This is a genomic window from Dyadobacter sp., assembly GCF_039919315.1.
In the GTDB taxonomy this organism is placed as follows: Bacteria; Bacteroidota; Bacteroidia; order Cytophagales; family Spirosomataceae; genus Dyadobacter.
The window spans coordinates 101119-123644 of record NZ_JBDSFX010000046.1 but is presented as its reverse complement, the minus strand read 5'-3'; the positions used below and the strand labels follow the sequence as shown (position 1 = coordinate 123644).

Below are 22526 nucleotides of genomic sequence, written 5' to 3'. Positions count from 1 at the left end.
ACGAGTACCTGATGTACCGCAAAATGCTGGACGAAAACGGGTTGAAATTAAAAAGCCAGACTTACAACTTCGGCGAATATGCGGTAAAATCCGGATTTTACTCATTCCGCGACCCGAAGAATTTGATATCCAACCCATTAGAATTGACAGAAGAGTTGGCCCCGCGAGATTTTATCATTAAATCCGAAGTTATCCTGACCGATATCCTGAATGTTCTGCTAGATCCAGATGTTCCTTTCCGTAAAACTGACGACCTGAACACCTGCAAATATTGCGACTTCAAAGGCATCTGCGGGCGCTGACTAAAACGTTGAAAAAATAACGTAACACCCTTGCAACCAAACATTCAGGAAAGTAATCTTTCTAATAAAAAATAGGAAGCAATGATCGTTCTGGCAAAATTAACCCTCTTTATTCTCTGGCTCGCGGCGTTCTGTATTACATGTCTGGTAATGGGAATAGCATTCCCGCTGATCACCATTTTTGAAAGGCTACAAAGTATGTCCAAAGACCCTTCGGTTGCATAAACCGTCGTACATCAAAAAAGCGATTGAGGATATCAATCGCTTTTTTGATGTATATTTCAGCTCTATTTCTTCTTGAATTCCAAATACTCCTCAGTAGCTACCGAACCAGTACCCGGGTCGCTCATCTTGATCGTAATGTTGATCTGAGGAACACCGGCTGCATTTGTCGTTTTGGTAGCAATTCCCTCCACTTTCTGCTGCAATGCTTTCCCGTTGCTCTGCTTCACATCCACTACCTCGTTGATTTCGAAAACCTCCTTAGAAGTGGTTTTCACATTGACCAGCGAATACTCCTGATCCAACGTAACACTACTACCGGCAACTTTCACCTCTGAACTTTTATTGTACAAAATGTTCAGCTGATTTTTTTCCTTCACCGTTACATCCCAGGCTTGTTTTGCCACGGTACCGGGTGCGATAGTTGTAGTCTCATATTTTCCCACAAATTCCGGAGCAAAATCAGTTTCAGGTTCTACATCCTTACTTTTATCCTTGCAGGAACCCATCAAAACGACCAGGCAACAAAAAATCAACTTTTTCATACTTCAACTTTAAGTGTAAACGATTTACTATTTCAATAAAAAATACGCTCCAGACAATTTCTACTATAACGGCAATGAAAGGCGAAGCGCATATTAAATGCCCTGAATTTTGTCTGAGCGCAAGAATTTGCTTGCACTACCTTGCCACTCAGAACGGCAATTTCCCCAAATCCACATTGCCCCCGGAAATGATAATACCTACTTTTTGGCCGGCAAAATGTTCTTTATGTTTCAAAACAGCAGCCAGCGAGACCGCTCCCGAAGGCTCCACCACCAATTTCATCCTTTCCCACAAATACCGCATTGCTGCTATGATCTCTTCATCTGAAACCACCAGAATATCTGTCACATGCGACTTAATGATCGGGAAGGTTTTGTCACCCAGGTAGGTAAGCAGCCCATCGGCGATGGTATTAATGTAAGGTGCTTTTTCAATTTTATCACTCCTGAATGACAGTACCGCGTCCGCAGCGCCTTCGGGCTCGCCTGCATACACTTTTGTTCCCGGCGAAAAGTAGTGGGCGGTGAGCGCAGTACCACTCAGCAGTCCCCCACCTCCTACCGGCGCTATGATCACGTCCAGGTGCGTACCCACGTCTTCAATCAGTTCTTTGGACGCAGTGGCCTGGCCGGCAATGACTTGGTAATTATTGAAGGGATGAATAAATGTAGCTCCGGTTTGCGCAATGATCTGATCGACAGCCTCCTGCCGGGCTTCCGGTGTATTTTTACAAAAAGTTACCTCGGCACCATAATCCTCCACTGCGCTGACCTTCACCCGCGGTGAGTTTTCAGGCATTACGATGTAGGCCTTAGCTCCTACCTTGGCGGCAGCAAACGCAATAGACTGGGCATGGTTGCCGGAGGAATGCGTGACAACACCGTTTTTGAGCTTCTCGTCGGGTAGCATCAGGATGGAATTAAGGCCACCCCGGGCTTTGAACGCACCGATTTTCTGCAAATTCTCGCATTTAAAAAACAGCTCTGCTCCGGTCAGATGATTCAAAAAACGGGAGGTAACGATGGGCGTCCGGTGAATAAACGGCGCCACAAGCTGATGCGCAGCTTCAATTGTCTCTTTAACAGGTGCCGTATCTGACATTTTACCCAATTTATTTGTAATTATTTCCTTCAATTTTATAATAATGTGCCAAAAAGCATAAGGTTCCACCGCAAAGGTAATACCCTAAAACCACATCATCATGCGATTGATATGAGCTCAGCAAAGCGCCAACTTTGTCCTGGTCTTAAAACACAATCCCAATGAAAACATTATTTACATTTTTGTTCCTTACCGTCTACTCGCTAACCTGCGTCGCAGGTCCGGTCATCGCTGATGTTGCAGTGGAAGGTTATCCTGGTGCTAATAACATTATCAATGGCCGTTACAAATATTACAAAACGTCCACCACGGGGCATTTGCTATTCCAGTCGGACAGGACCGACGGTGTTTTCTTAAAACCACTCATAATCAGCTGGAATAGTCTGGCTGCGCGCTGGGAAATCAGTGTTACAAAGATAGTTTCCGGGGCTTCGACGCGGGTAACCGTTGCAACCAGCAGTTTTACAGGTACTTATCCACCAGGCAAAGGGTGGTCTGTACTATACCCTTATGGAAATCCGCTGGGGTTGTACACGCCCATGAGTGTATACGAAACGATTGAACAGACCTCCACCTGTGACCGCTGCCGGTGGAGTAGCCCCACAACCTGGTCTTCGGGAATTCTCCCACGCGCCTACGATAATGTAACGATCAATAGCGACGTCCAGCTGGACATGGAGGCAATTTGCCATACTTTAAAGGTTAACTCGGTGGCTACATTTCCATACGACGGGCACAGCCTTACCGGTTCCACATCCGTTGCCCGGCTGAAATTGAATGGAAATCTGGATGTAGGTGTTTCAGGACGAATTGAGATATATTCCCTGGAAATGGCTGGGAACGCGCGTCAAACTTTGCAGTCAAACAGCGAGCGAGGTGTTTGGATTAGAATGCAGCGTGCCATTATCAACAATCCTTATGGTGTAAGCCTTCTTTCACCTTTTGGTTTTTTCTCGATCCCGTCGGCAGCTGCTTGTGAAACCCAGTTTGTAAAAGGAAAAATCGTCCTGGACAACTATATTTTATCCTGCCAAACGATATTGGGTGCCGCTGTGGATCGCTACGTCGTAACAAATGGCACTGGTTATTTGGTTTTGCCGGCCAATAATGTCGGGAGCACCTATAATAGATACTTTCCAATCGGATCCTCTGAAAACTCTTACACTCCTTTAAGAATATCCAATACTACTACCAGCTGGAGTGTACAGCTCATGGCTCGCGCAGAATACAATGCTTCGCTATTTTCCGCGACGCCACATGTGAACGTATTATATCAAACCAGGAGCCTTAGCGTGGTTCGTGGGCCAGACACGCCGCGCTGGCTTCATCAGGCTTATTGGTATGCTGCTGATGAATCAGCAGGATTTAATCATTCCGCCAGGGTCCGTGTAGACCGTAGAACCGAAACCGCATGGGCCATGACCGGATCAGAAGGCATACCAACTGCAACAGTACCATACAGCTACGTTTACAATGCCAGTACCTGGGAAAGCTTCGGAATATTTCAGGCCACCACCGGTTCAAGCAGACTTTCCGCCGAAGAAAAAGTGTCGAACCTGGGCGGCAATCAAGATCAGGGGGAGTATGGCACTTACCCCAATCCAGCCACGGCAGCAGGATTCAAAATACGGGTGGATGATGCAGACGCTGCCAAAATCAAGTTGATCAGCATATCCGGTTCCAGCATTCGATTTAAGACCGAAAAAGAGTCGCCAAATACGATTTCATTACAACCTCTGGATATAATGCCAGCCGGGATTTACATTTTGCAGGTTCAGGATAAAAATTTGATTCGAACCCACAAAGTCATCATAAAATAAACCTAGCTTTATGAATAACCCATTCTTTTATCCGCTAATTGATCTGCCTGATATGCAAACTGCCAATATCCTGATCTATGATGACAATGAGGCACTGAGGATCAGTATGGAAGCATTGATCACCGACCATGAGGACCTGAACTTGCTTGCCGCAAAATCGTCTGCCAAAAAAGTGATAGAGGACATTCGGGAGTTCGAGCCGGATGTAATCCTGATGGACATTGATATGCCTGAAATCAATGGCGTCGAGGCCGTAAAATTGATCCGGAAGGTGAATGAGCATCTCCCGGTGATCATGCTGACTGTTTTTGACGATAACGAAAACATTTTTAATGCGATATGTGCCGGAGCGTCGGGTTACATTTTGAAACGTTACGCCAGTGACGAAATCCCCACGGCCATCCGTGACGTCATGAGCGGGGGGGCACCGATGACGGGTTCCGTAGCGCGAAAAGTGTTGCAGATGGTACCTGTCGCCAAAAACGAGGAGCAAGAGAATTACGACCTTTCCAAAAGGGAAACTGAGCTTTTGCAGCTTCTGGTCAATGGTTTTAGTTACAAAATGATCGGTTTTGAAATGAATATCAGCATTGACACGGTTCGGTCACACATTAAGAAAATCTACGACAAGCTGCACGTCCATTCTGCCACGGAGGCCGTGTCGTTAGCCATCAAAAAGCGGATTGTCTGACATAAAAAAAGCCCATCATTGCTGACGGGCCTTCACTTGATATTTACTCAATCAACCTTATTTACCAGCGTTTGGCGTGTAAAGGTTGAAGAACTGATCCAATTTCGGAGTAATGATGATCTCGGTACGACGGTTCAGGCTGCGATTAGGAGCTGAATCGTTTGCCACTTTGGGTAAATATTCACCACGGCCACCAGCGATCATACGAACTGGCTCAACACCATATTTCTTTTGCAATGTACGCGCAACGGAAGTGGCACGCAAAACGCTCAAATCCCAGTTATCAGACACTTTATCAGTAGCAATAGGCACATTATCCGTGTGACCTTCGATCAAAATTTCGATCTCTTTGTAGTCATTCAAGATCTTAGCAACCTTGCCCAATACGATCTCAGCTTGTGTGTTAATCACAGAGCTTCCCGATTTGAACAACATTTTATCAGAAAGGGATACATATACAACACCCTTTTTCACTTCAATTTGAACATCTTCGTCGCTAACATCTGCCAATGAACGTTTCAGGTTCAATACGAGCGCCATGTTCAAAGAATCTTTTTTCTGAATGCTTGAATTCAAATCACGGATCTGGGTGCCTTGTGCATCCATCATAGCCAATGATTTTTTGATACTTTCCGAACCTTCTTTACTGATCACAGAAAGATCAGACATACGATCCAACAGGTTGTTATTATTTTTCTTCAAAAATTCAACCTGATCTTCCAGCTCCTTCATTTTGGCGTTTTTGCTGGTAAGCTCATCGTTTTTGGCCTTCAAATCATTATTTAAACTAGCAGTTCTGCTATCACAATCATTCAGGTCAGCTCTTGCTTTGTCCAGTTGGATCTGGATTTCATTGGCTTGTTTCTGCGCGGTAAGCAACTTTTTCTTGCTCGCGCATGAGCCCAAGATAAAGAGCATTGCAACGGCTAAAAGCGTTTTTTTCATAATAAAGGGTGGTTAATTAAAATCAACAGAGTTAAGTTATAGAAATTGGTAAGTAAAAGAAAAGTTAAAAATATCGAGCCAAACCTCAACGGGCACGCCCCCATTCAAGTCGCAAAGGTACAAAAAAAGGGAAGATTGTTCCAGACAATCCTCCCTTAAAAAATTAGAAAAGCATTAGAAATGCAAGTTTAGACCCTGATTAGTAGGGCATAGACCAATATGGATTGCGATGCGCCTTAATGCTATCGCGCATGTGCGCCTCAATCAGTTCCACATATTTCTGGTTATTGATTTTTTTTCCTTTCATTTTTTTGGGCAGGGCCAGTTCCTCTTCTGTAACCGGTCTCAGCTTGATCACTTTGGCTGTTGTAACTACTGCTCCATTATTTATGTCGAGTTCCAGGATCATTCCAGGCAACCCGGAATAGAACTCCGGGCCTCCTGAAACCGCAATATTATCTGCAAACCAGGCTGTGATTGTATGCTTTTTCAGCGTATCCTCAGTGACTGCCATCATGCACATGTAGCCTGCAACTTCTTTAATTTTGTTCATCACTTTCCATTTCGGCGCTTTCAACGAATCCTCGATGATGTAAACTTTGCCCAGCATTTCAATGATGTCAGTCATCTTCTCGTTCTCGAAATTCCTGTAACTTTTGAACTCCTGTTTGCGCCAGGAATAACCGCCTTCTGATAACTCATCGACTTTCGGATAACTGTAATAACTCTGCTTGTCATTGAACAGAAGAGTCATTTCCTGCTTGTTTTCATCATTATTTGCCCAGGTTGTGCTCGCCCGGTCCTTTTCCTCCTTGCTTAGATAGGTCATTTCGTCATTGATGCGTGACCAATGGGAAACCTTTTCGTAGGTGATCTCTCCCTCCATTTTCTGGCCCAGCGCAGCAAAACTTAGAAACGTGAATATTAATAAGGCAACTGATTTCATAGGTTCTTTTTCGAATGTTAGAAGTTGTTGTTGCGTTTTACAGAAGCAGTTACACCGCGCATATTGTAAGTGAAGCTCAGCATAAAATACCTGGATAATGTGGCCACCTTTCGCTCTGTGTAAAAGTTTTGATTAACGTTCTGCGTGATTCCAAGATTTTTCTTGAATACATCGTTAGCAGTCAGGCGAATTTCCCCTTTTTTACTTTTCAGCACAATTTTATAGACGGATAGATTCAGGATCGGCAATTTCTGATCGAAGCCAAACTGGTCGTTTTTATAAATCCTGTAATTAAATCGTGCATTGAAATAAATGTCCTTTGGACCTTTCGCATTTACATCAGCGCCATAAGTCGCATTGAAGATCTTCTGGTTTTGATTTGTATTGATGGAATACTCTGTGTTGCTAAAATTCCAGTTCGCATTACCATAGAAAGTAAAGGCATCACTAGGCGTCAGATCGAGGCGTGTTCCAAAATTGTAACTGTCCGTGTTCGTTTCGTTCTTAACATCATTGATATACGTAAGATTGTTCCCGAAATTCACACTTGTGTTAAGATTCAGCGTAGCCTTCGTTTTTTTCAACGGAAAGCCAAATCCGGCATAAGTCCCATAATTACTCCCACCCGTAACATTGATTGGCTTGGTGGTAGTGATCAAATTTTCAACATTAACGGTTCGGTTGTAGACAATCTGATTCACATTATAATTATACGATATGCCTATGTACAAATTTGTAAAACTGGCGGGATTGAACATCTGGTAACCTCCATAGATGTTGTGCGTCGATGACGGGATCAGGTCCGGATTTCCTTCCGTAATGTAGAGCGGGTTGCTATTGTCTACTATTGGCTGCAAATCCGTAATCGAAGGCTCACGTACGTTCAGGCCATATTCTGCATACAGGAAGCGGTTGTTTTTTAGATCATAATTAAGCGAAGCATTTGGCACAAGAGAAAAGTAGCTCTTATTGACCCGCATAAAGTCAGTTGAATTTTTATCCGCCGCAAACTTTCCCCTCAGCTCGAACTGGACCGCAGCAAGACCGGCAGCGATATTAAACCCTTTATTTGAATAGCGTAATTGAGTTCCCAGGCGATTGTAAGTAAAATCATTGGAATAATAGCGGGTCAGGAATGGATTCACCTCCCGTTCGGTCCCGGTAACATCAAACACATCGCGGTCCACTTTATCTTTCCGCATGCTATAATTGAAGAAGGATTCCCAGGTAAATTTCTTGGCAAAAGGTTCAATGTAAGACAAGCTGCCCTTGAAATTCCCTCGGGTACTTTCCGTTTCGTTGCGTTGGCTAATAGAGCTGTTTTTTGTTGAATCCTGGAAGAATACGTTAACCGAGTTCAGGCGTTTGTCTTCATCCGCGTTGTTAATGTTGTAACCGACGCTAGCTGCAAAATTCCTTCCCTTTTTCTTAAACTTATGCCTGTATAACAACAGGTTCGCCATCGCGAAAGAGTTGTATTCGCTCTGGTTATGAACGGTTGACTGGTTGGTAACTACACCTTCTGTCCGAGAGGACTGCTGGAAGTTGTCAAAACTTTCGTCACCAGTATTGATCCTTGAATTACTGATCAGGATAAGCGTATTCAGAGAATCGATGGTTTTTTCAAAACGGAAGCTTGGTCGGTGATTGCCGGTAAATCCAATGGATTTGGAATTGGCAAGAGAGCTGTAAGAATCATTTGTCAGGAAGTTCTCTGTACGCGCTCTCACATCATTGATCGCCTTGGTTTGGTTATAAAAATAGCTTGTGCTCAGCTTCGTTTTTTTGTTATCGTAATTGTAATTGGCACCACCTGCGTAGTTTTTCGTAAAACCTTCGGATCCGCCGCCATTCCACGAAGGCTGGATCGTAATGTCGTCCCCGCCATAGTACCTGCCGCTGCTGAAACCAAAATCACCATCGTCGCCCCAGTTGAAAGACTGACTGCCTTTGAAATCCTGGTAGTCGTTCCGCGCAATGCCCGATTGGTTAGTGTTGTTTCCAAAACCGAGTACTGCAAACTGCTGCTTGTCGTCGAAACGATTGTAGCTGATCTTGCCTTCCATCCGCTTATCTGTACCGACACCGGCTACTGCTTTTCCAAAACCACCCTTTTTGTGGCTGTCTTTCAGTTCCAGATTCAATGTCTTCTCCCTCTTGCCATCATCTACTCCCGTCGCCTTGGCCTGTTCCGTCTTCCCATTAAATACCTGGACCTTATTAATAGCTTCTGCCGGCAAATTCTTCGTAGCCATTTTGGGATCATCACCAAAAAACCGCTTACCGTCCACCGTTACACGTTTGATCTCCTCGCCTTGCGCGCGAATGTTTCCGTCTCCATCCACCTGCACACCAGGCAGCTTACGCAGCAGATCTTCCACCGAAGACCCCGGCGGCACTTTAAATGCTTTCGCATCAAACTCGATCGTATCGCCGCGGATACTCAGCGGGGCGCGTGCCGTTTTGATCACGACCTCATACAATTCCTTTTGAAGAACCTTCATTTTGGCCTTTCCAATATCTACAACATCCTGATCCTTAGGATTAATATTTTCCTGATACGGAATGAAGCCTACGTATGAAATCTTAAAAATGTACTGCGCCCGTTTCAGGTTTTTCATTTCGAAGACCCCATCCTTATTTGCCCGTCCAAAGTTTACCAAAGTAGAATCTTTCGGTAAAAGAAGCATAATCGTTGCTTCCGGCAACACAACGCCAGCCGTGTCCGTAACAACCCCTTTTAACGTGAAGCGTCCTCCGGTTTGCGCCTGGGCGGCCAGGATGGGAAGACATAAAAAGAACAGAAGTAAGATTTTTTTCAAGGCTGGTCTGGTGGTTAAGTGAGTAGAGTTTGTAACTGTTAAACTACATTTTTGCAATAATATGCAAACCGTTTAAACTTTACAACTATAAATTTAGTTTAAAGAGGCTTTTATATCGTTTAAAGAATAATTTAACTTTTATTAAGTTTTGTAACCGTTAAAGTGCAACTTTTAGTATATATAAGTTACTTTTATCTCATAAATTTTTCAATTATTTATTTTGCGGTAAAAATCATTGCAGATATTTGTAGGCTGAGGCGGACTGTTTTGACTTTAAAATGAAGAGTATAGGATTATTATCGGACACACACGGGTATTTGGACGAGCGGGTATTCGATCATTTTGCCAATTGCGACGAAGTGTGGCACGCAGGCGACATTGGCTCCACAACCATTATTGATCAATTAGAGGCATTTAAGCCTTCCCGGATTGTTTTTGGGAACATTGATAACAATCCGATCAGGGTAAGAACGGCGGAAAATCTCCATTTTGAACTGGAAGGGTTCCGAGTCTGGATCACGCATATTGGCGGAGCACCTCCGCGTTATAATCCGCAGGTATATCCTGAATTAAAATCGCAAACGCCGGACATTTTTATATGCGGGCACTCACATATACTGCGGGTGATACGCGACAAGTCACTAAACAACATGTTGTACATCAACCCGGGCGCTGCCGGACGCGAGGGATTTCATAAATTCAGGACGTTACTTCGCTTCAACCTGCACGAAGGACTGATCAGTCAGATGGAGGTCATTGAACTGGGGAAACGAGGTGCTATTATTTAAGAATTAGAAGGTGACCTTGACGATCTTGGTTTCACTGCCACGGAGCAGCTCGGCTTCCACCTGCTCCCCTTTTTCGTGCTGTCCCAGGATTTCCATGTAATCATAAATCGTCCCGATCTCCTTCCCTGCCAGCTTCTTAATGATATCACCGGCCAGTATTCCAGCCTTATCACCTGGTCGCGCTTTGGAAACACCATCTATTTTCAGGCCTTTCCCGCTGTAACTGTAATCCGGCATCACACCCAAGGTTACCTTGAAATCAGTCGTAGTAGCACCGGTATGCGGATTGCCCGCCGTCAGAAAATCGGGGTCATTGCTCTGTTTATCAACTTCACGAAGTAACCCGGCAATCAGCGAGAGGATTTGAGATTCTCCTTCAAAATTGATTTTGTCAATATCATCGCTCACCTTATGATAGTCCATATGCGTTCCTGTGAAAAACTGCAGTACCGGAATATTCTTCAAATAAAATGAGGTATGGTCGGACGCTCCCACTCCTGCGGAATCCACTGTGTATTTAAGCTTCGCCTTTTTGGCCAGATCCGGTATCATCTTTCCCCACATCGAACTCGTACCCCAGCCGGATACAATCACTCCTTTGTCCGGATTCAGTCGCCCGATCATGTCCATGTTGATCATACACGCCACGGAAGTCAATGGAATGGAAGGCTTTTCTGTAAAATATTTAGAACCGATCAATCCCAGCTCTTCTCCCGAAAATGCGATGAATAGAAAGTTATGCTTCTCAGTCACGCTGTTTCCGGCAAAGTATCTCGCCAGTTCGAGCAGTCCGGCAGTTCCTGAGGCATTGTCGTCGGCACCATTATGAATCTGATTTTTACTGTTCGGAGACAAAGAGCTTCCCTGAAATCCCTTACCCAAATGATCGTAATGTGCGCCGATCACGATGGTTTTATTGGCGCCATTATCCAAAAATCCGACCACATTCCTGGCGGTCAATTTGTGCGCATTACCCTCAATCCCAATGGATACTTCAAACGGTTGAAAATAACTACCATCAGTCCCGGCAGGTCTTAATGACGCATTTTTGAACACACTGGCAATGTAATTCGCCGCCCTGATCTCTCCCAAACTGGCAGTACCACGGCCTTCAAGCTCGTCGGAGGCAAGAAATTCAATGTGGGAACGAATGGGCGCCGTGAGGAATGTTTGCGAAAAACCCTTAAAATGGAATGAGAGCACGAACAGCGCGACCATGATCTGTTTCATAACTTCTCCTGGATTTCGACCAAAAATTTACGAACACGCACCAGTCGCTGGATCAGCAGTTGTGCTTCTTCCTTCCTGCGTAGCTGCTCCCGGGTTCCTTTAATCGTCCGCCCCTGCTTGTCGCGCTGGTGCATGATCTTACGGATAATTTCAATGTCTCTTTCGGTATAACGCCGACGGTTACGGCCATCGCGTTTGGGATTGAGCTGCGGAAATTTCTTTTCCCAGAAACGCAATGCGGATGGCTCGCAGCCTACCATTTCGGCTACTTCGTTGGTGTCGTAGTAAAGTTTTGTGTTGGATTCCATAGTGATCAGAAGCGATATTACAAATATAATCAGCGACTGAATCAAACCCTGTTTTCCGACAAATTTTTGATTTTTTCCGCGGCCTTTGCAGCAAAGTCAACTGATGCATTGTAATAATCTTCCCCGTCTGGTAGCTCCGAAAAATCTCCTATTTCAATGGAAAGCACCGTGTCCGTACCCCCATTGCCCAGCCTGTAAGTGTAAGCAATGTCGTATGCGGCAGGTGGCTGTTCCCATTTCGAAACATACAGCGACATTTTCAATATTTCATTAGGCTGGCAGATCGTGAAGGTGATTTTAGACCTTCCGGACCATTCGATCGTCCGCCCGTATTCGAGGTAGTAATCTTCAAAATCGGAGGGAAGGTCGTCCCATTGCCTGATGTATTTTGGTGCAATTAAAACTTCCCATACTTTGGAAACCGGGGCTTCAATAACTATTTCAGATCTTACTACAAGCTGTCGATTCATAACTGCGGGACTTAAAAGAATAGGTGTATAATCCGTGACTTTAAAAACTATGCCGCCTTAAATTTTAGACATCAAACTGCACCAGAGTTCTGGGTAAAATACCACTATTTTCAAATTTTGACTACTTTTACAACCATTACCATCCACTCAACCTAGCAAATGAACCACACTAAGTTAAATTTCTGCCTCTTCCGGCCAACGAAAAAATTGAACATTCTCTTGTAGCAAATTTTGTCCTTACGGCACGCAACACTTCTACTGCTTTGCTGTGTCCCATCAATAGGCAACTGCTAACAACACCAAACACCCCACACATCATATGGAACAGGAGAAAAACCTGGGCTATAATCCTCATGACTCAAAAATCAACAGTATTCAGGTACTGAGAGGCATTGCAGCTTTAATTGTAACTATATACCACTTAAAGGACGTAGTCAAAAAAAGTGATCCGTTTGCGCAGGAACTCGACTTTTTGTTCAATTCCGGGCCTGCAGGAGTTGCTCTTTTCTTCGTAATCAGTGGTTTCATCATGGTGTACATCACCCGTAATACGCGGGGATCCTTGACGGGTGTCTACCAATTCATCGTCAAGAGATTCATCCGGATCTGGCCGGCATATGTCGTGATCACTGTCTTTTACTATTTGTTACAGCACCGCATCGAACCGGACCAAGCATCCCTGACAGAGCTGGCACTAAGCATATTCTTTATCCCAGCCTCAGCCACAGAACCGCCGTTTTACGGTTATGCTACCCTTCCTGTGGGGTGGAGCCTGAATTATGAGATTTATTTCTACCTGCTGATCGCCATATCGCTCTGTTTTGCAAAATACCGATGGTATGTATTCTTCCTACTCATCATTGTTGCAATGGTAGTGGTACCATCCATTTTTGGGAATTTTACATTAAAGCCAAACGAGGCCAGAGATTACGGTTCGGCCTATCTCAACATGATCACCAATCCGATCGTCTGGAATTTCGTATACGGTGTCCTGCTCGGCCTGATCTATAACAATCCCGCATTATCCCGTGGATTTTCAGCATTCTTTTCTAAAAAATGGCTGGCTGCGACTTGCATCGCGCTGGCTGGCTGGCAGTACGTATCGGGCTTTTTCGGAGGGCTCGGACCGTTGCAATGGGGAGTTGGCTCGACACTCTTGTTCGCCGCTTTTATTTTTTATACCAAAGGCAGGACCATTATATTTCCGGCTTGGCTCGTGCGGCTCGGTGATATCTCGTTCTCCATTTACCTGATTCATCTACCAGTCGTGGTAGCGGTATCCTACGTATTCAGCAGGATCGGGTATCCGGTATATAGCACCGGAACGGCGATGTTTTGTTTCTCCCTGTCGCTGACACTCATCTTCTCACATATCTCTTACGAGTATCTCGAGATACGACTATCTAATCATTTAAAGGGCTATTTCTCTTTGAATGGACGTTCTAAAATGAAGGTAAAGGATCGCGCGAAGGTTATTTGAGCTGAATGTCTTCGATCACTTTATATTTCTCATTCGTGATCTGGTGCCTATTCCCCGACCAGAGTCGCTTCATAAACTGTGCGTAACGATCAGTAATGTATTCTTGCGGGTAGCTAAGCTGATGTCCGCTTGCGGTTTCGAAGTTAAGCTCATACGGAACTTTCAATTTTCTCAATTGATCCGAAACGGGCTTGGCCCCCTCCGAACTCAGGTAAAATGGACAAGATAGGAAGGTACCTTTCAGGAATGGCAGCACATTGTCCCCGGTCCTTTGAAAAAACACCGTGGGTTTTGCATTGGCAGTCGTCAGATAGCTGCTCTTGAACACACCATAACCCAGCGAAGAAAGCAGCGCTGTAACTTTAAATGGCGCCCCTTTCGGGTTTGGGTCGAGCCTGCCAAGTGTTTTGACGATACCGGGCTGTAAAGCCTCAAAGTCCTGCTCGGTCATGTATACGGTCGCGGATATCGTGATCGCACCTGCGCTGCTACCAGCGAGCACCATCTGCCCCGGATCGATGCCAAATTCATCGGCCTTGCCAGCAAAGTAATGCAGGGCAACGTAGGTATCCTGCACAGCACGGTACACGGCCTGAACTACTTCCAGATTGTTCCCGCCACAAGCGTTGGCCTGGCTTCCGCCATTGAACCCTAACCGGTAATTGATAGACGCGGCTGCGTAACCTCTCCGGGCGAGCAATCGCGCCTTACCCAGCTCATTGCCCAGATCGCCAAACAAAAAAGCTCCCTCATGCACCATGAGCACGAAAGGCCGGTATTTCAGCGTGTCCTTGGCAGGCGCGGCAAATGAATAATTCAGGTTGACAGGCCTTCCGATAAAATCATTGGCCTTATAATAGATCCCGGTCTTACCTTCAAGGTCATTTTCACTGAAAATAAGCTCGGTACCAAATCGTCGTGAAGACGCGAGCGTCGAGTCCGAGGTCCGGGCGCGAACGGTGTCACTGATGTGGGTAGTATCAGGTCTGTTGATAATGGCAGTGTCAATGTGAGAGGTGTCGGTGCCAGTCGTGTCCTCTTTATCGATCGGTTTCGGCGGGAGCGAGGGTGTTTTGCAGTGAGTACAAAACCCAATGAGCACAAATAAACCAAACTTCAGCCAAAAATTCCTCAACATGCTCACGCGGTGGTAATGCTTCCTAGTTGTTTATGTTCTTCTTGATTTTAGTTGAGTCTGTGGTGCGGTCCTGTTCACTCTGGTGATAAAAATACCCTTCAGTTTTATTCTTATCTGCAATTTCCCCTTCTTTTTTTGACATATTTTTCTTTCCGCCCATTTGTTTGACACAAGATGTGAAGAAAACGAAAACTACTACACCTGTTAAAACGCCGACTGCGATGATCTTTTTCATGATTAGCTGGTTTCTGTTGATGATCTTTTCTTTCGTTACTGGCCAAAAGCCAGGAGACACATCACAAAAACGATACCAGAAAGCAGCTGCACTCGATTGTCGGTATCTGATTACGGAATTGTACCGGAGCTGGTACGATTTTTAAAGATCAGACAACAGACATACACGACTTAAAAATGGACATCATCATCTTTTTCAAAGCCATTGGCAATTTGCTGTTCGCAGCGATACTTTTTCTGGCAGTACTGATCACCTCCGCGTTTTCCGCGCTGGTTTATCTTTTGAAGGGAATAAGGCCCGCTTTACATTACCGTAAAGCGCTGCTTTTCAGAAGAAAATAAACTTTTTAAAGCAGTAGTCTATTCATCACACTAAGATAAGAGATTCTGCCTCAGCAGGAATTCCAGTTGTCCATTCACATCAATCAACTTCTCGATCAACTCCTTATTTTCCTCTCGTAAATGGAAGATTTCGTATGCATTTTTGATGATAATTCGGAGTTGCTGCTCATCCCAGGGTTTATTGAGATAATAATAGATATGTCCCTTATTCACAGCATCAATGACGGCAGTAATATCTGTATAACCAGTCAGTAATATCCTGACAGGGTCGGAGTAACCCTTCAACACCTCGATTAAAAAATCGACGCCGGTCATTTCAGGCATTCTCTGGTCCGTGATGATCACGTGTACCACATTATGCTTCAGCAATTCCAGTCCTTCGCGCCCCGAAGTAGCGATTAATATGTTAAAATCCCTTCTAAAAGCAGCTTTAAATGAATTGAGATTGTTGATCTCATCATCCACGTAGAGGACGCTTATCTTGCCTTTGCTTTCCATTCCTAATATGTTTCTTGTGCTTAGAGGCGGTTTAAATACACTGGATTCGTTCGGTCAAACGAGCTGATAATATTATAATATTAATTCTATATTCACATCAATGCCGCATCCACTTTTTCCTTTTTTTTCGTAGAAAACATTGTTTAATTCCGCATGTGCTCCCATTTTTGATTCTATTCAATCAAAAATTTTGTCCACCATTTTATCAGTGGTTAGTTTTACAAAAATAAATTCAGCAATTTGGGTAATTATTATCGCAAGTATAACAGGCGACATAACTAAATTCAAATAGCAGGTACCGTCAGGCCATTTTTTTACGAAGATCAATAACAATTTTGTGATTTGTCAAATTTCAGCCTGAGTTCTTTACGGAACCGCACCACAATAACTTAAAAATGTATCAGGACGCAAGTAACAATACTGTTTACAAACCAGTTTTTATACCCAAAGAGCTTTACGCTGACAAGCAAAAATTCATCTCATTTATTGATGATTACACTGAAAAGGTCGTAATAGATTTATTCGCATCTCAAAAGAACGAGCTGATCAAAATACGGCACCCCAGGAAACGCCTGACAGCAGTTGAAACAGACCATATCTACCAAGAATGGCTGGCCGGAAAGGACCCGGAAACACAAGGTAGATGGGTATATTACCCCTGGTCGGGACGCCTGCTTCACATTTTGGATGAGAACGAGTTTGTTGAGCTCAGGACCAGCCGCAATCAGTACAAAATTACCCCACAAGAACAGGAAACATTATCACATCGCAAAATTGGCATCATTGGCTTGTCAGTAGGGCACGCTGTGGCTGTAAGTATTGCCACAGAAAGGACGTGCGGCATACTTAAACTGGCCGATTTCGATACCATTGAGCTAAGCAACCTGAACCGGATCAAAACCGGGCTCCATAATATTGGCGTTAATAAGTGCATTGTTACAGCAAGAGAAATTGCTGAGATAGACCCATACCTCGAAATCCAGTGCTTTACCGAAGGAGTAAACAAGGAAAACATGGATCCCTTTCTGCTGGAAGGGGGAAAGCTTGATATTTTAATCGATGAATGCGATGACATTGGGATCAAAATTGCTTGTCGTATTGCGGCCGGCAAATACCGGATCCCGGTGATCATGGAAACAAGCGACAGGGGTATGCTGGACGTAGAAAGATATGATCTTGAACCTGATAGGCCCATTTTCCATGGACTGTTAAAAGACATTCCGGCCGAAAGACTAAACCATATCTCAGAAGAAGACCGGCTTCCGATGGTACTCAAAATCGTCAATGCGATGAATGGGTCCAAGCGCGGCAAAGTCTCACTGGTGGAGATCGGGCAGACGATCAGTACGTGGCCGCAGCTTGCCAGCGCAGTAACGCTGGGTGCGGGTGTGGTGACGGATGTATGCAGGCGCCTGCTACTCAATCAATATCATGAGTCGGGAAGATACTATATAGATCTGGAAGAGCTCGTTGGCAACAAAACTCCCCGCGAGCAGGTCCCCGCCCCGGAAAATCCACATCAACCATTCAACCTGGAAGAAGCCGTTCGTATAGCTGATTCGTTACCTTACCAAAACCCAGCCCAGGGTATCGATGAAAATACTTTGCAGGAGCTTGTAAAAGCGGCCTGCCAGGCACCTTCTACCGGCAACGACCAACCCTGGAAATGGCTGTACCGTAACGGACGGCTGCATCTTTTTCACGACCGGCACCGGTCCTACTCATTCGGCGATTTCGATCATATCGCTTCCAATATTTCATTTGGCGCGTCCTATGAGAATCTGCTTCTGAAAAGTAATGAAGCTGGCCTGCGAATAAAGGGCGACATATTCCCGCTTGGTAAAAGATCTACGCTGATCGCAGCCATTGATTTTTATAAAGAACCGGGCAATGAAGTGGTAGAGCCTGTTTATTCGCCTCAGTCCGTACGGGTCATTTACGACCGCACCACCAACCGCAATCCTTCCACCCCCGTTGAAATCAGTGAAAACCAGCTGGAAGCTCTTAAAAAAGCAGCTGAAAGCGTTGAAGGAGCAGTATTTCACTATTTTTCCGAAAAAACACAAGTCAAGGCCATCGGTCAGATCATCGGCGAATGCGACCGCGTCAGGCTATTAAATGTGAACGGGCACAGGGATTTTGTACAGCGAGAAATGAAATGGTCACCCCAGGAGGCTGAGCGCACCAGAGATGGTATTGACATTCGCACACTGGGAATGAATACAGCCCAAATGGCAGCATTGGCCATTATCCGGGATGAAGAGATCACAAAATCATTAAAAAACATTAACGGCGGAAATGCGCTGATCGATGCGGCGCTGAAAACGGTAAGTACCGCATCAGGCCTCGGAGTGATCACATTGCCCCGCTACAATTACAAGAACTTCTTTCTGGGAGGCATGGCCATGCAGCGGTTATGGCTGAAAGCCGAAGAATTGGAATTTGCCATACATCCGCTAATTTCCCCTTTTTATCTCTTTCCAAGGATAACAAAAGGGAATGGAGCGGGCCTGGATAGCGAAGAAGCGGACAGATTGGGAGATTTGCGCAAAAAATTCCTTTCATTGGTACCGCTCACCGAAGACATGGCCGAGGTGTTTTTATTCAAGATAGCAAAAGCCGAAAAACCAAAGATCCCAAGCTACCGGTTATCGCTGGATGAAACATTATTTATTGTTAACCGTCAATTTTAATGGTAGCACAGATTAAAGCATACCGTGCGCCCGACGATGTGGAGACCAGCCTGAGATACGCAGACGGACATAGAAAAGTTTTGGAAGCATACGGAGTTAAACAAGTCACCTCAGCAAATCATGACTGGCTCCACGATCCCAATACCTACGTCATTATCGTGGAATCGGAAGACGGTAGCCAAATTTACGGTGGTACCAGGGTACAGGTGAGATCTCCGAACCTGAAAATGCCGATGGAAGATGCTATTGCTAAAATTGACAAGAGTATCTATAAGTATGTGGATAACATCGGTGATTATCATGTAGCCGAATTCTGCGGATTGTTCAATTCAAAGGAAGTGGCGGGTTACGGGATTGGAAGCGTGTATCTGGGACGCACCGCGATGGCTATTTCTTCCATGGTAGGGATCAAATATTTGATGGGCCTGTGCTCTCCTATTACATTGGTCATCAGTCAGCGTATTGGCTTTGAAGTACTGACCGATCTTGGAAACAATGGTACATTTTACTATCCCAAAGAAGGACTGATCGCAACTTCATTGATCGCAAGGGATTTAATAAACCTGCCTTTTGCAGCCGACGACGAAAGAGAGAAAATTTTCAGCCTGAGAGAAAACCCAAAGCAAACCGTAGTCGAAAGTGGACGAAGAGGAGATCTGGAAATAATTTACGACATCAAGAAATGGAATTGAACCTCTACAAAAAGAATTTTTTGACATTTCTGCTCTTGCTTGTTACGTTCACAGCTCATGCCAGTGAGGTGACATTCACCGGAACCGATGTGACCATTGGCAAAAACGTGGAAGTATATGAGGATACTCTGGGAACGAGTACGATTTCCGAAGTGATGGCCAGTGCAAAATTCGTGAAGAGCTATGAGGACACCCCTAATTTTGGACTTAGTAAATCTACATTCTGGATCAAATTTAAAATCCGCAACAAAACGAATGACAACAATGTGTTTCTCGAACTGGCGTATCCCAGAATAGAGTCGTGCTACCTTTATACGAAGGAAAAGAACAAGGTCCTTGAAGAATCCATTTCGTGGAACGATCCGTTTAAAAAACGGTCCGTGAAGCACCAGAACATTGTATTTAAACTCAATATCCCCCAAAATCAGTTCCGCGAATATTACCTCAAGATCAAAGGTAACGAGCAGATTGTGGTTCCGCTGATCGTACGGAGCGAAATGGGTTTCTTCCAGTTTACTTTTACCAATGAGATCATTTCGGGCATCCATATGGGTGTTTTGATGGTCATGATGCTCTACAACTTTTTCGTTTTCTTCTCCATTCGCGAGAGGAGCTACCTTTATTACGTCTTTTACATACTTTTCATCGGCCTGAACCAGGTGACCATTACCGGTTATACCTTTAAATTTCTATGGCCCAACACGCCGGAACTGAACAAGTATTTCAGCATTTTTCCAGCATTAGGCGGAATCTTCGCAATCCTGTTTTTCCAGAATTTCTTGCATTCCAAAGAGAAATCTCCGTCGATCCACCGCATCCTGTCCGCATTGATCGTAGCCTTTTCGTTATCGATGATTTTCAATCTGTTGGGTATGGACAGTGTAAGCTACCGGATCATTGACGTCACGGGACCCGCAGCGGCGCTGTTGGCACTAGTGGTTGCGTTCCAGCTGTCAATTGAGGGATATCGCCCAGCCAAATTCTATCTGGTGGCATGGTTGATCTTTTTAATTGGAATTGTACTATATACGCTAAGAAATCTTAATATATTACCATACAATAGTTTTACCAACTATACCATGCAGGCGGGTACCGCAATAGAAGTGATTTTGCTTTCCTTTGCATTGGCCGATAAAATCAACATTTTAAAGAGAGAAAAAGAGATTTCACAAGCGCAGGCGCTGCGCATTTCTATGGAGAATGAAAAAATCATTCTGGAACAAAATGCATTCCTGGAAAAAAGTGTCAACGAAAGGACTTCTGAACTGCAGTTTGCAAACAAAGAACTCAACATTACGCTGACAAAATTGAAAGACACGCAGACCCAGCTGATCGATTCTGAAAAAATGGCTTCATTGGGTCAGCTGACGGCGGGTATTGCACACGAGATCAATAATCCTATCAATTTCGTCAGCTCCAATATACGGCCCCTGCGACGCGACATTGACGATATACTGGAAATTCTGGACACCTACGATGAAGTACAGCATGTGGACAGCATGGAGAGTCTTAAAATCAAAATCAGAGACATCGAACAGCTCAAAGAAGACCTGGATCTGGACTATGTAAAAACCGAGCTGAATACGCTGCTCAAAGGAATGGAGGATGGTGCGCACCGTACCGTCGAGATCGTTAAAGGGCTAAAAATATTCTCCCGCGTGGACGAATCCGACCTGAATCTGGTCAATATTAACGAAGGCGTAGAATCGACGCTAATTATTTTGAACTATCAAATGGGGAATTCTATACATTTGGTGAAAGAATTGGGGAATATCCCTAGCATAGAATGCTACGCAGGAAAGCTAAATCAGGTTTTCATGAACATTCTGACCAATTCTATTTATGCATTACTGAAAGATAATCAAGCAAATAAGACACCTACGATATGGGTAAAATCCTGGTTGAAAGACCCTGAAAATATTGCGATTTCCATGAAAGACAACGGGCCGGGAATGACTCCGGAAGTACGTGCTAAAATATTTGAACCGTTTTTCACAACAAAACAAGTGGGAGATGGCACAGGCCTGGGTCTTTCAATTGTTTTTAAGATTATTGAAGTACATAACGGAAACATTCAAGTGAATACGGAAGTCGGACAAGGAACAGAATTTATAATTACACTTCCGGTTAAGAGAGCAACACGTCCTATCCCTGATTTTCAATGATTGACAAGGCAATAACCATTCTGTACATCGACGACGAGGAGCATAATCTGCATTCGTTCAAGGCTTCATTTCGTAAACAATACGACATTACCATTACTTCATCGGTAGTGGAGGCCGAGCATATTCTGACGACCAAGGACTTCTGTATCATCCTTGCCGATCAACGGATGCCGATCATGACTGGTGTTCAATTCTTTGAAAAGATCAGGCTGGATTATCCCAAACCGATCCGTATACTGATTACTGGGCATACAGACATCACTGCCGCCATTGATGCGATCAATAAAGGCGAGGTTTTCCGGTTCATTGACAAACCGTGGGACTACAAATACGTGGAAAATGCCATCACGAACGCCTACGAAATTTACAAAACACGCGAAGATCTCAAACAGCGGAATATTGAGCTGCAAAAAGCCAACGAAGAACTCGACAAGTTTGTTTACAGTGCGTCTCACGATCTCAGGGCGCCGCTCATGTCGGTACTGGGCATTGTGAACCTGGCACTGCTGGAAGAGGACCTCAAATCACAAAATGAATATCTGGAACTGATCCGGCAGTCGGTGAAGAAGCTGGATACATTCATTATCAACATTATTGATTATTACAAAAATGCACGTGGTGTGCCGGTGGTTACTGATATTAGTTTCGAAGAACTGGTAACCGAAGTACAGGCCACCATCCAATACCTTCCTGAATATGGTAACCTAAAAATGACTACGGATATTGATCAGTCAGGCATATTCCGCTCCGACGTGATGAAGCTCCGGATTATTTTTAATAACCTGATCAATAACGCGATCAAATTTCAGGATAAGAACAAGTCAAACCCTTTCGTTCATCTGACTGTAAAATCAACCGAGACAGATGCTACCATTATTGTTGAAGATAATGGCTCGGGAATCAAAGAATCAGATCAGGATAAAATCTTCAAAATGTTTTATCGCGCAGGCGCAACCAACAGCGGTTCCGGAATTGGACTTTACATTGTACACGAAGCCATATCGAAATTAGGGGGAGACATTAGTGTCAATTCAAAAATAGGTCAAGGCAGCATTTTTGAAATCAACATTCCTTCTATACTTAACTGACCCGT

The 22526-nt window shown here is 44.4% G+C and carries 20 protein-coding genes and 1 pseudogene; 10 read left to right on the top strand and 11 right to left on the bottom strand.

The genetic code is table 11. From position 1 onward, the window contains the following. Window positions 1–302, top strand: a pseudogene (locus ABIO93_RS12590) (PD-(D/E)XK nuclease family protein); the annotation flags it as partial. A 287-nt stretch (window positions 303–589) separates the two neighbouring features. Here ABIO93_RS12590 and ABIO93_RS12585 read toward each other — a convergent pair. Then, window positions 590–1069: a hypothetical protein gene (locus tag ABIO93_RS12585; RefSeq protein ID WP_348068078.1), complete on the bottom strand. Its 480-nt coding sequence runs from the start codon at window positions 1067–1069 to the stop codon at window positions 590–592. A 148-nt stretch (window positions 1070–1217) separates the two neighbouring features. Beyond that, the gene (locus ABIO93_RS12580) at window positions 1218–2171 is read right to left on the bottom strand and encodes a threonine/serine dehydratase (protein WP_348068077.1); all 954 of its coding nucleotides are present in this window, start codon (window positions 2169–2171) and stop codon (window positions 1218–1220) included. Between the two features lie 161 nt (window positions 2172–2332). Between ABIO93_RS12580 and ABIO93_RS12575 the strand changes: the two genes are divergently transcribed. Together ABIO93_RS12575 and ABIO93_RS12570 are read left to right on the top strand one after the other, a co-directional pair. Next, window positions 2333–3991: a T9SS type A sorting domain-containing protein gene (locus tag ABIO93_RS12575; RefSeq protein WP_348068075.1), complete on the top strand. Its 1659-nt coding sequence runs from the start codon at window positions 2333–2335 to the stop codon at window positions 3989–3991. Between the two features lie 10 nt (window positions 3992–4001). Continuing rightward, the gene (locus tag ABIO93_RS12570; protein WP_348068074.1) at window positions 4002–4682 is read left to right on the top strand and encodes a response regulator transcription factor; all 681 of its coding nucleotides are present in this window, start codon (window positions 4002–4004) and stop codon (window positions 4680–4682) included. A gap of 57 nt (window positions 4683–4739) precedes the next feature. On the opposite strand, the gene ABIO93_RS12565 is transcribed toward ABIO93_RS12570, so the two are convergent. The 3 genes from ABIO93_RS12565 to ABIO93_RS12555 form a co-directional block, all read right to left on the bottom strand. After that, window positions 4740–5627 carry an OmpA family protein gene (locus tag ABIO93_RS12565; RefSeq protein ID WP_348068072.1) on the bottom strand — a complete coding sequence of 296 codons (888 nt, stop codon included), beginning with the start codon at window positions 5625–5627 and terminating at the stop codon, window positions 4740–4742. Window positions 5628–5826: 199 nt separating this feature from the next. Continuing rightward, entirely contained in the window at window positions 5827–6573 is a 747-nt protein-coding gene (locus ABIO93_RS12560) for a GLPGLI family protein (protein WP_348068070.1), read from the bottom strand. 17 nt (window positions 6574–6590) lie between these two features. Next, complete coding sequence (locus ABIO93_RS12555) at window positions 6591–9395, bottom strand: TonB-dependent receptor (protein ID WP_348068068.1); 2805 nt, start codon at window positions 9393–9395, stop codon at window positions 6591–6593. Between the two features lie 278 nt (window positions 9396–9673). Here ABIO93_RS12555 and ABIO93_RS12550 point away from each other — a divergent pair, with 278 nt between their 5' ends. Next, window positions 9674–10183, top strand: coding sequence for a metallophosphoesterase family protein (locus ABIO93_RS12550; protein WP_348068066.1), 510 nt, complete (start codon window positions 9674–9676; stop codon window positions 10181–10183). A gap of 3 nt (window positions 10184–10186) precedes the next feature. Here the strand turns inward: ABIO93_RS12550 and ABIO93_RS12545 are convergent, their stop codons facing one another. From ABIO93_RS12545 to ABIO93_RS12535, 3 genes are read right to left on the bottom strand one after another with little or no spacing between them, the layout of a single operon-like run. After that, on the bottom strand, window positions 10187–11413 hold the full coding sequence (locus tag ABIO93_RS12545) for a M20/M25/M40 family metallo-hydrolase (RefSeq protein WP_348068064.1): 1227 nt from the start codon (window positions 11411–11413) through the stop codon (window positions 10187–10189). After that, window positions 11410–11721 (bottom strand): MerR family transcriptional regulator, encoded by a 312-nt coding sequence (locus ABIO93_RS12540; RefSeq protein WP_348068062.1) that lies wholly within the window; start codon window positions 11719–11721, stop codon window positions 11410–11412. The genes ABIO93_RS12545 and ABIO93_RS12540 overlap by 4 nt, the downstream gene beginning before the upstream one ends. A gap of 41 nt (window positions 11722–11762) precedes the next feature. Next, window positions 11763–12191: an SRPBCC domain-containing protein gene (locus ABIO93_RS12535; RefSeq protein WP_348068060.1), complete on the bottom strand. Its 429-nt coding sequence runs from the start codon at window positions 12189–12191 to the stop codon at window positions 11763–11765. 319 nt (window positions 12192–12510) lie between these two features. Between ABIO93_RS12535 and ABIO93_RS12530 the strand changes: the two genes are divergently transcribed. After that, window positions 12511–13671: an acyltransferase gene (locus ABIO93_RS12530; protein ID WP_348068058.1), complete on the top strand. Its 1161-nt coding sequence runs from the start codon at window positions 12511–12513 to the stop codon at window positions 13669–13671. On the opposite strand, the gene ABIO93_RS12525 is transcribed toward ABIO93_RS12530, so the two are convergent. After that, on the bottom strand, window positions 13664–14809 hold the full coding sequence (locus tag ABIO93_RS12525; RefSeq protein WP_348068056.1) for an alpha/beta hydrolase: 1146 nt from the start codon (window positions 14807–14809) through the stop codon (window positions 13664–13666). The two genes, ABIO93_RS12530 and ABIO93_RS12525, sit on opposite strands and share 8 nt — an antisense overlap. A 22-nt stretch (window positions 14810–14831) precedes the next feature. After that, window positions 14832–15044 (bottom strand): hypothetical protein, encoded by a 213-nt coding sequence (locus ABIO93_RS12520; protein WP_348068054.1) that lies wholly within the window; start codon window positions 15042–15044, stop codon window positions 14832–14834. 176 nt (window positions 15045–15220) lie between these two features. Between ABIO93_RS12520 and ABIO93_RS12515 the strand changes: the two genes are divergently transcribed. Beyond that, window positions 15221–15385, top strand: coding sequence for a hypothetical protein (locus tag ABIO93_RS12515; protein WP_348068052.1), 165 nt, complete (start codon window positions 15221–15223; stop codon window positions 15383–15385). A gap of 30 nt (window positions 15386–15415) precedes the next feature. Here the strand turns inward: ABIO93_RS12515 and ABIO93_RS12510 are convergent, their stop codons facing one another. Continuing rightward, window positions 15416–15883, bottom strand: a complete 468-nt coding sequence (locus ABIO93_RS12510; RefSeq protein WP_348068050.1) for a response regulator — start codon at window positions 15881–15883, stop codon at window positions 15416–15418. 395 nt (window positions 15884–16278) lie between these two features. Here ABIO93_RS12510 and ABIO93_RS12505 point away from each other — a divergent pair, with 395 nt between their 5' ends. Genes ABIO93_RS12505 through ABIO93_RS12490 form a run of 4 tightly spaced genes read left to right on the top strand, consistent with a single transcriptional unit; the run spans window position 16279 to window position 22521 of the window. After that, window positions 16279–18576 (top strand): Rv1355c family protein, encoded by a 2298-nt coding sequence (locus ABIO93_RS12505; protein ID WP_348068048.1) that lies wholly within the window; start codon window positions 16279–16281, stop codon window positions 18574–18576. After that, window positions 18576–19268: a hypothetical protein gene (locus tag ABIO93_RS12500; protein ID WP_348068046.1), complete on the top strand. Its 693-nt coding sequence runs from the start codon at window positions 18576–18578 to the stop codon at window positions 19266–19268. The genes ABIO93_RS12505 and ABIO93_RS12500 overlap by 1 nt, the downstream gene beginning before the upstream one ends. Beyond that, a complete protein-coding gene (locus ABIO93_RS12495) occupies window positions 19259–21433 on the top strand; it encodes a 7TM diverse intracellular signaling domain-containing protein (RefSeq protein WP_348068044.1) in 2175 nt (724 codons plus the stop codon). The genes ABIO93_RS12500 and ABIO93_RS12495 overlap by 10 nt, the downstream gene beginning before the upstream one ends. Further along, a complete protein-coding gene (locus ABIO93_RS12490; RefSeq protein WP_348068042.1) occupies window positions 21430–22521 on the top strand; it encodes a hybrid sensor histidine kinase/response regulator in 1092 nt (363 codons plus the stop codon). Before ABIO93_RS12495 ends, ABIO93_RS12490 begins: the two co-directional genes overlap by 4 nt. Window positions 22522–22526: the final 5 nt, after the last annotated feature.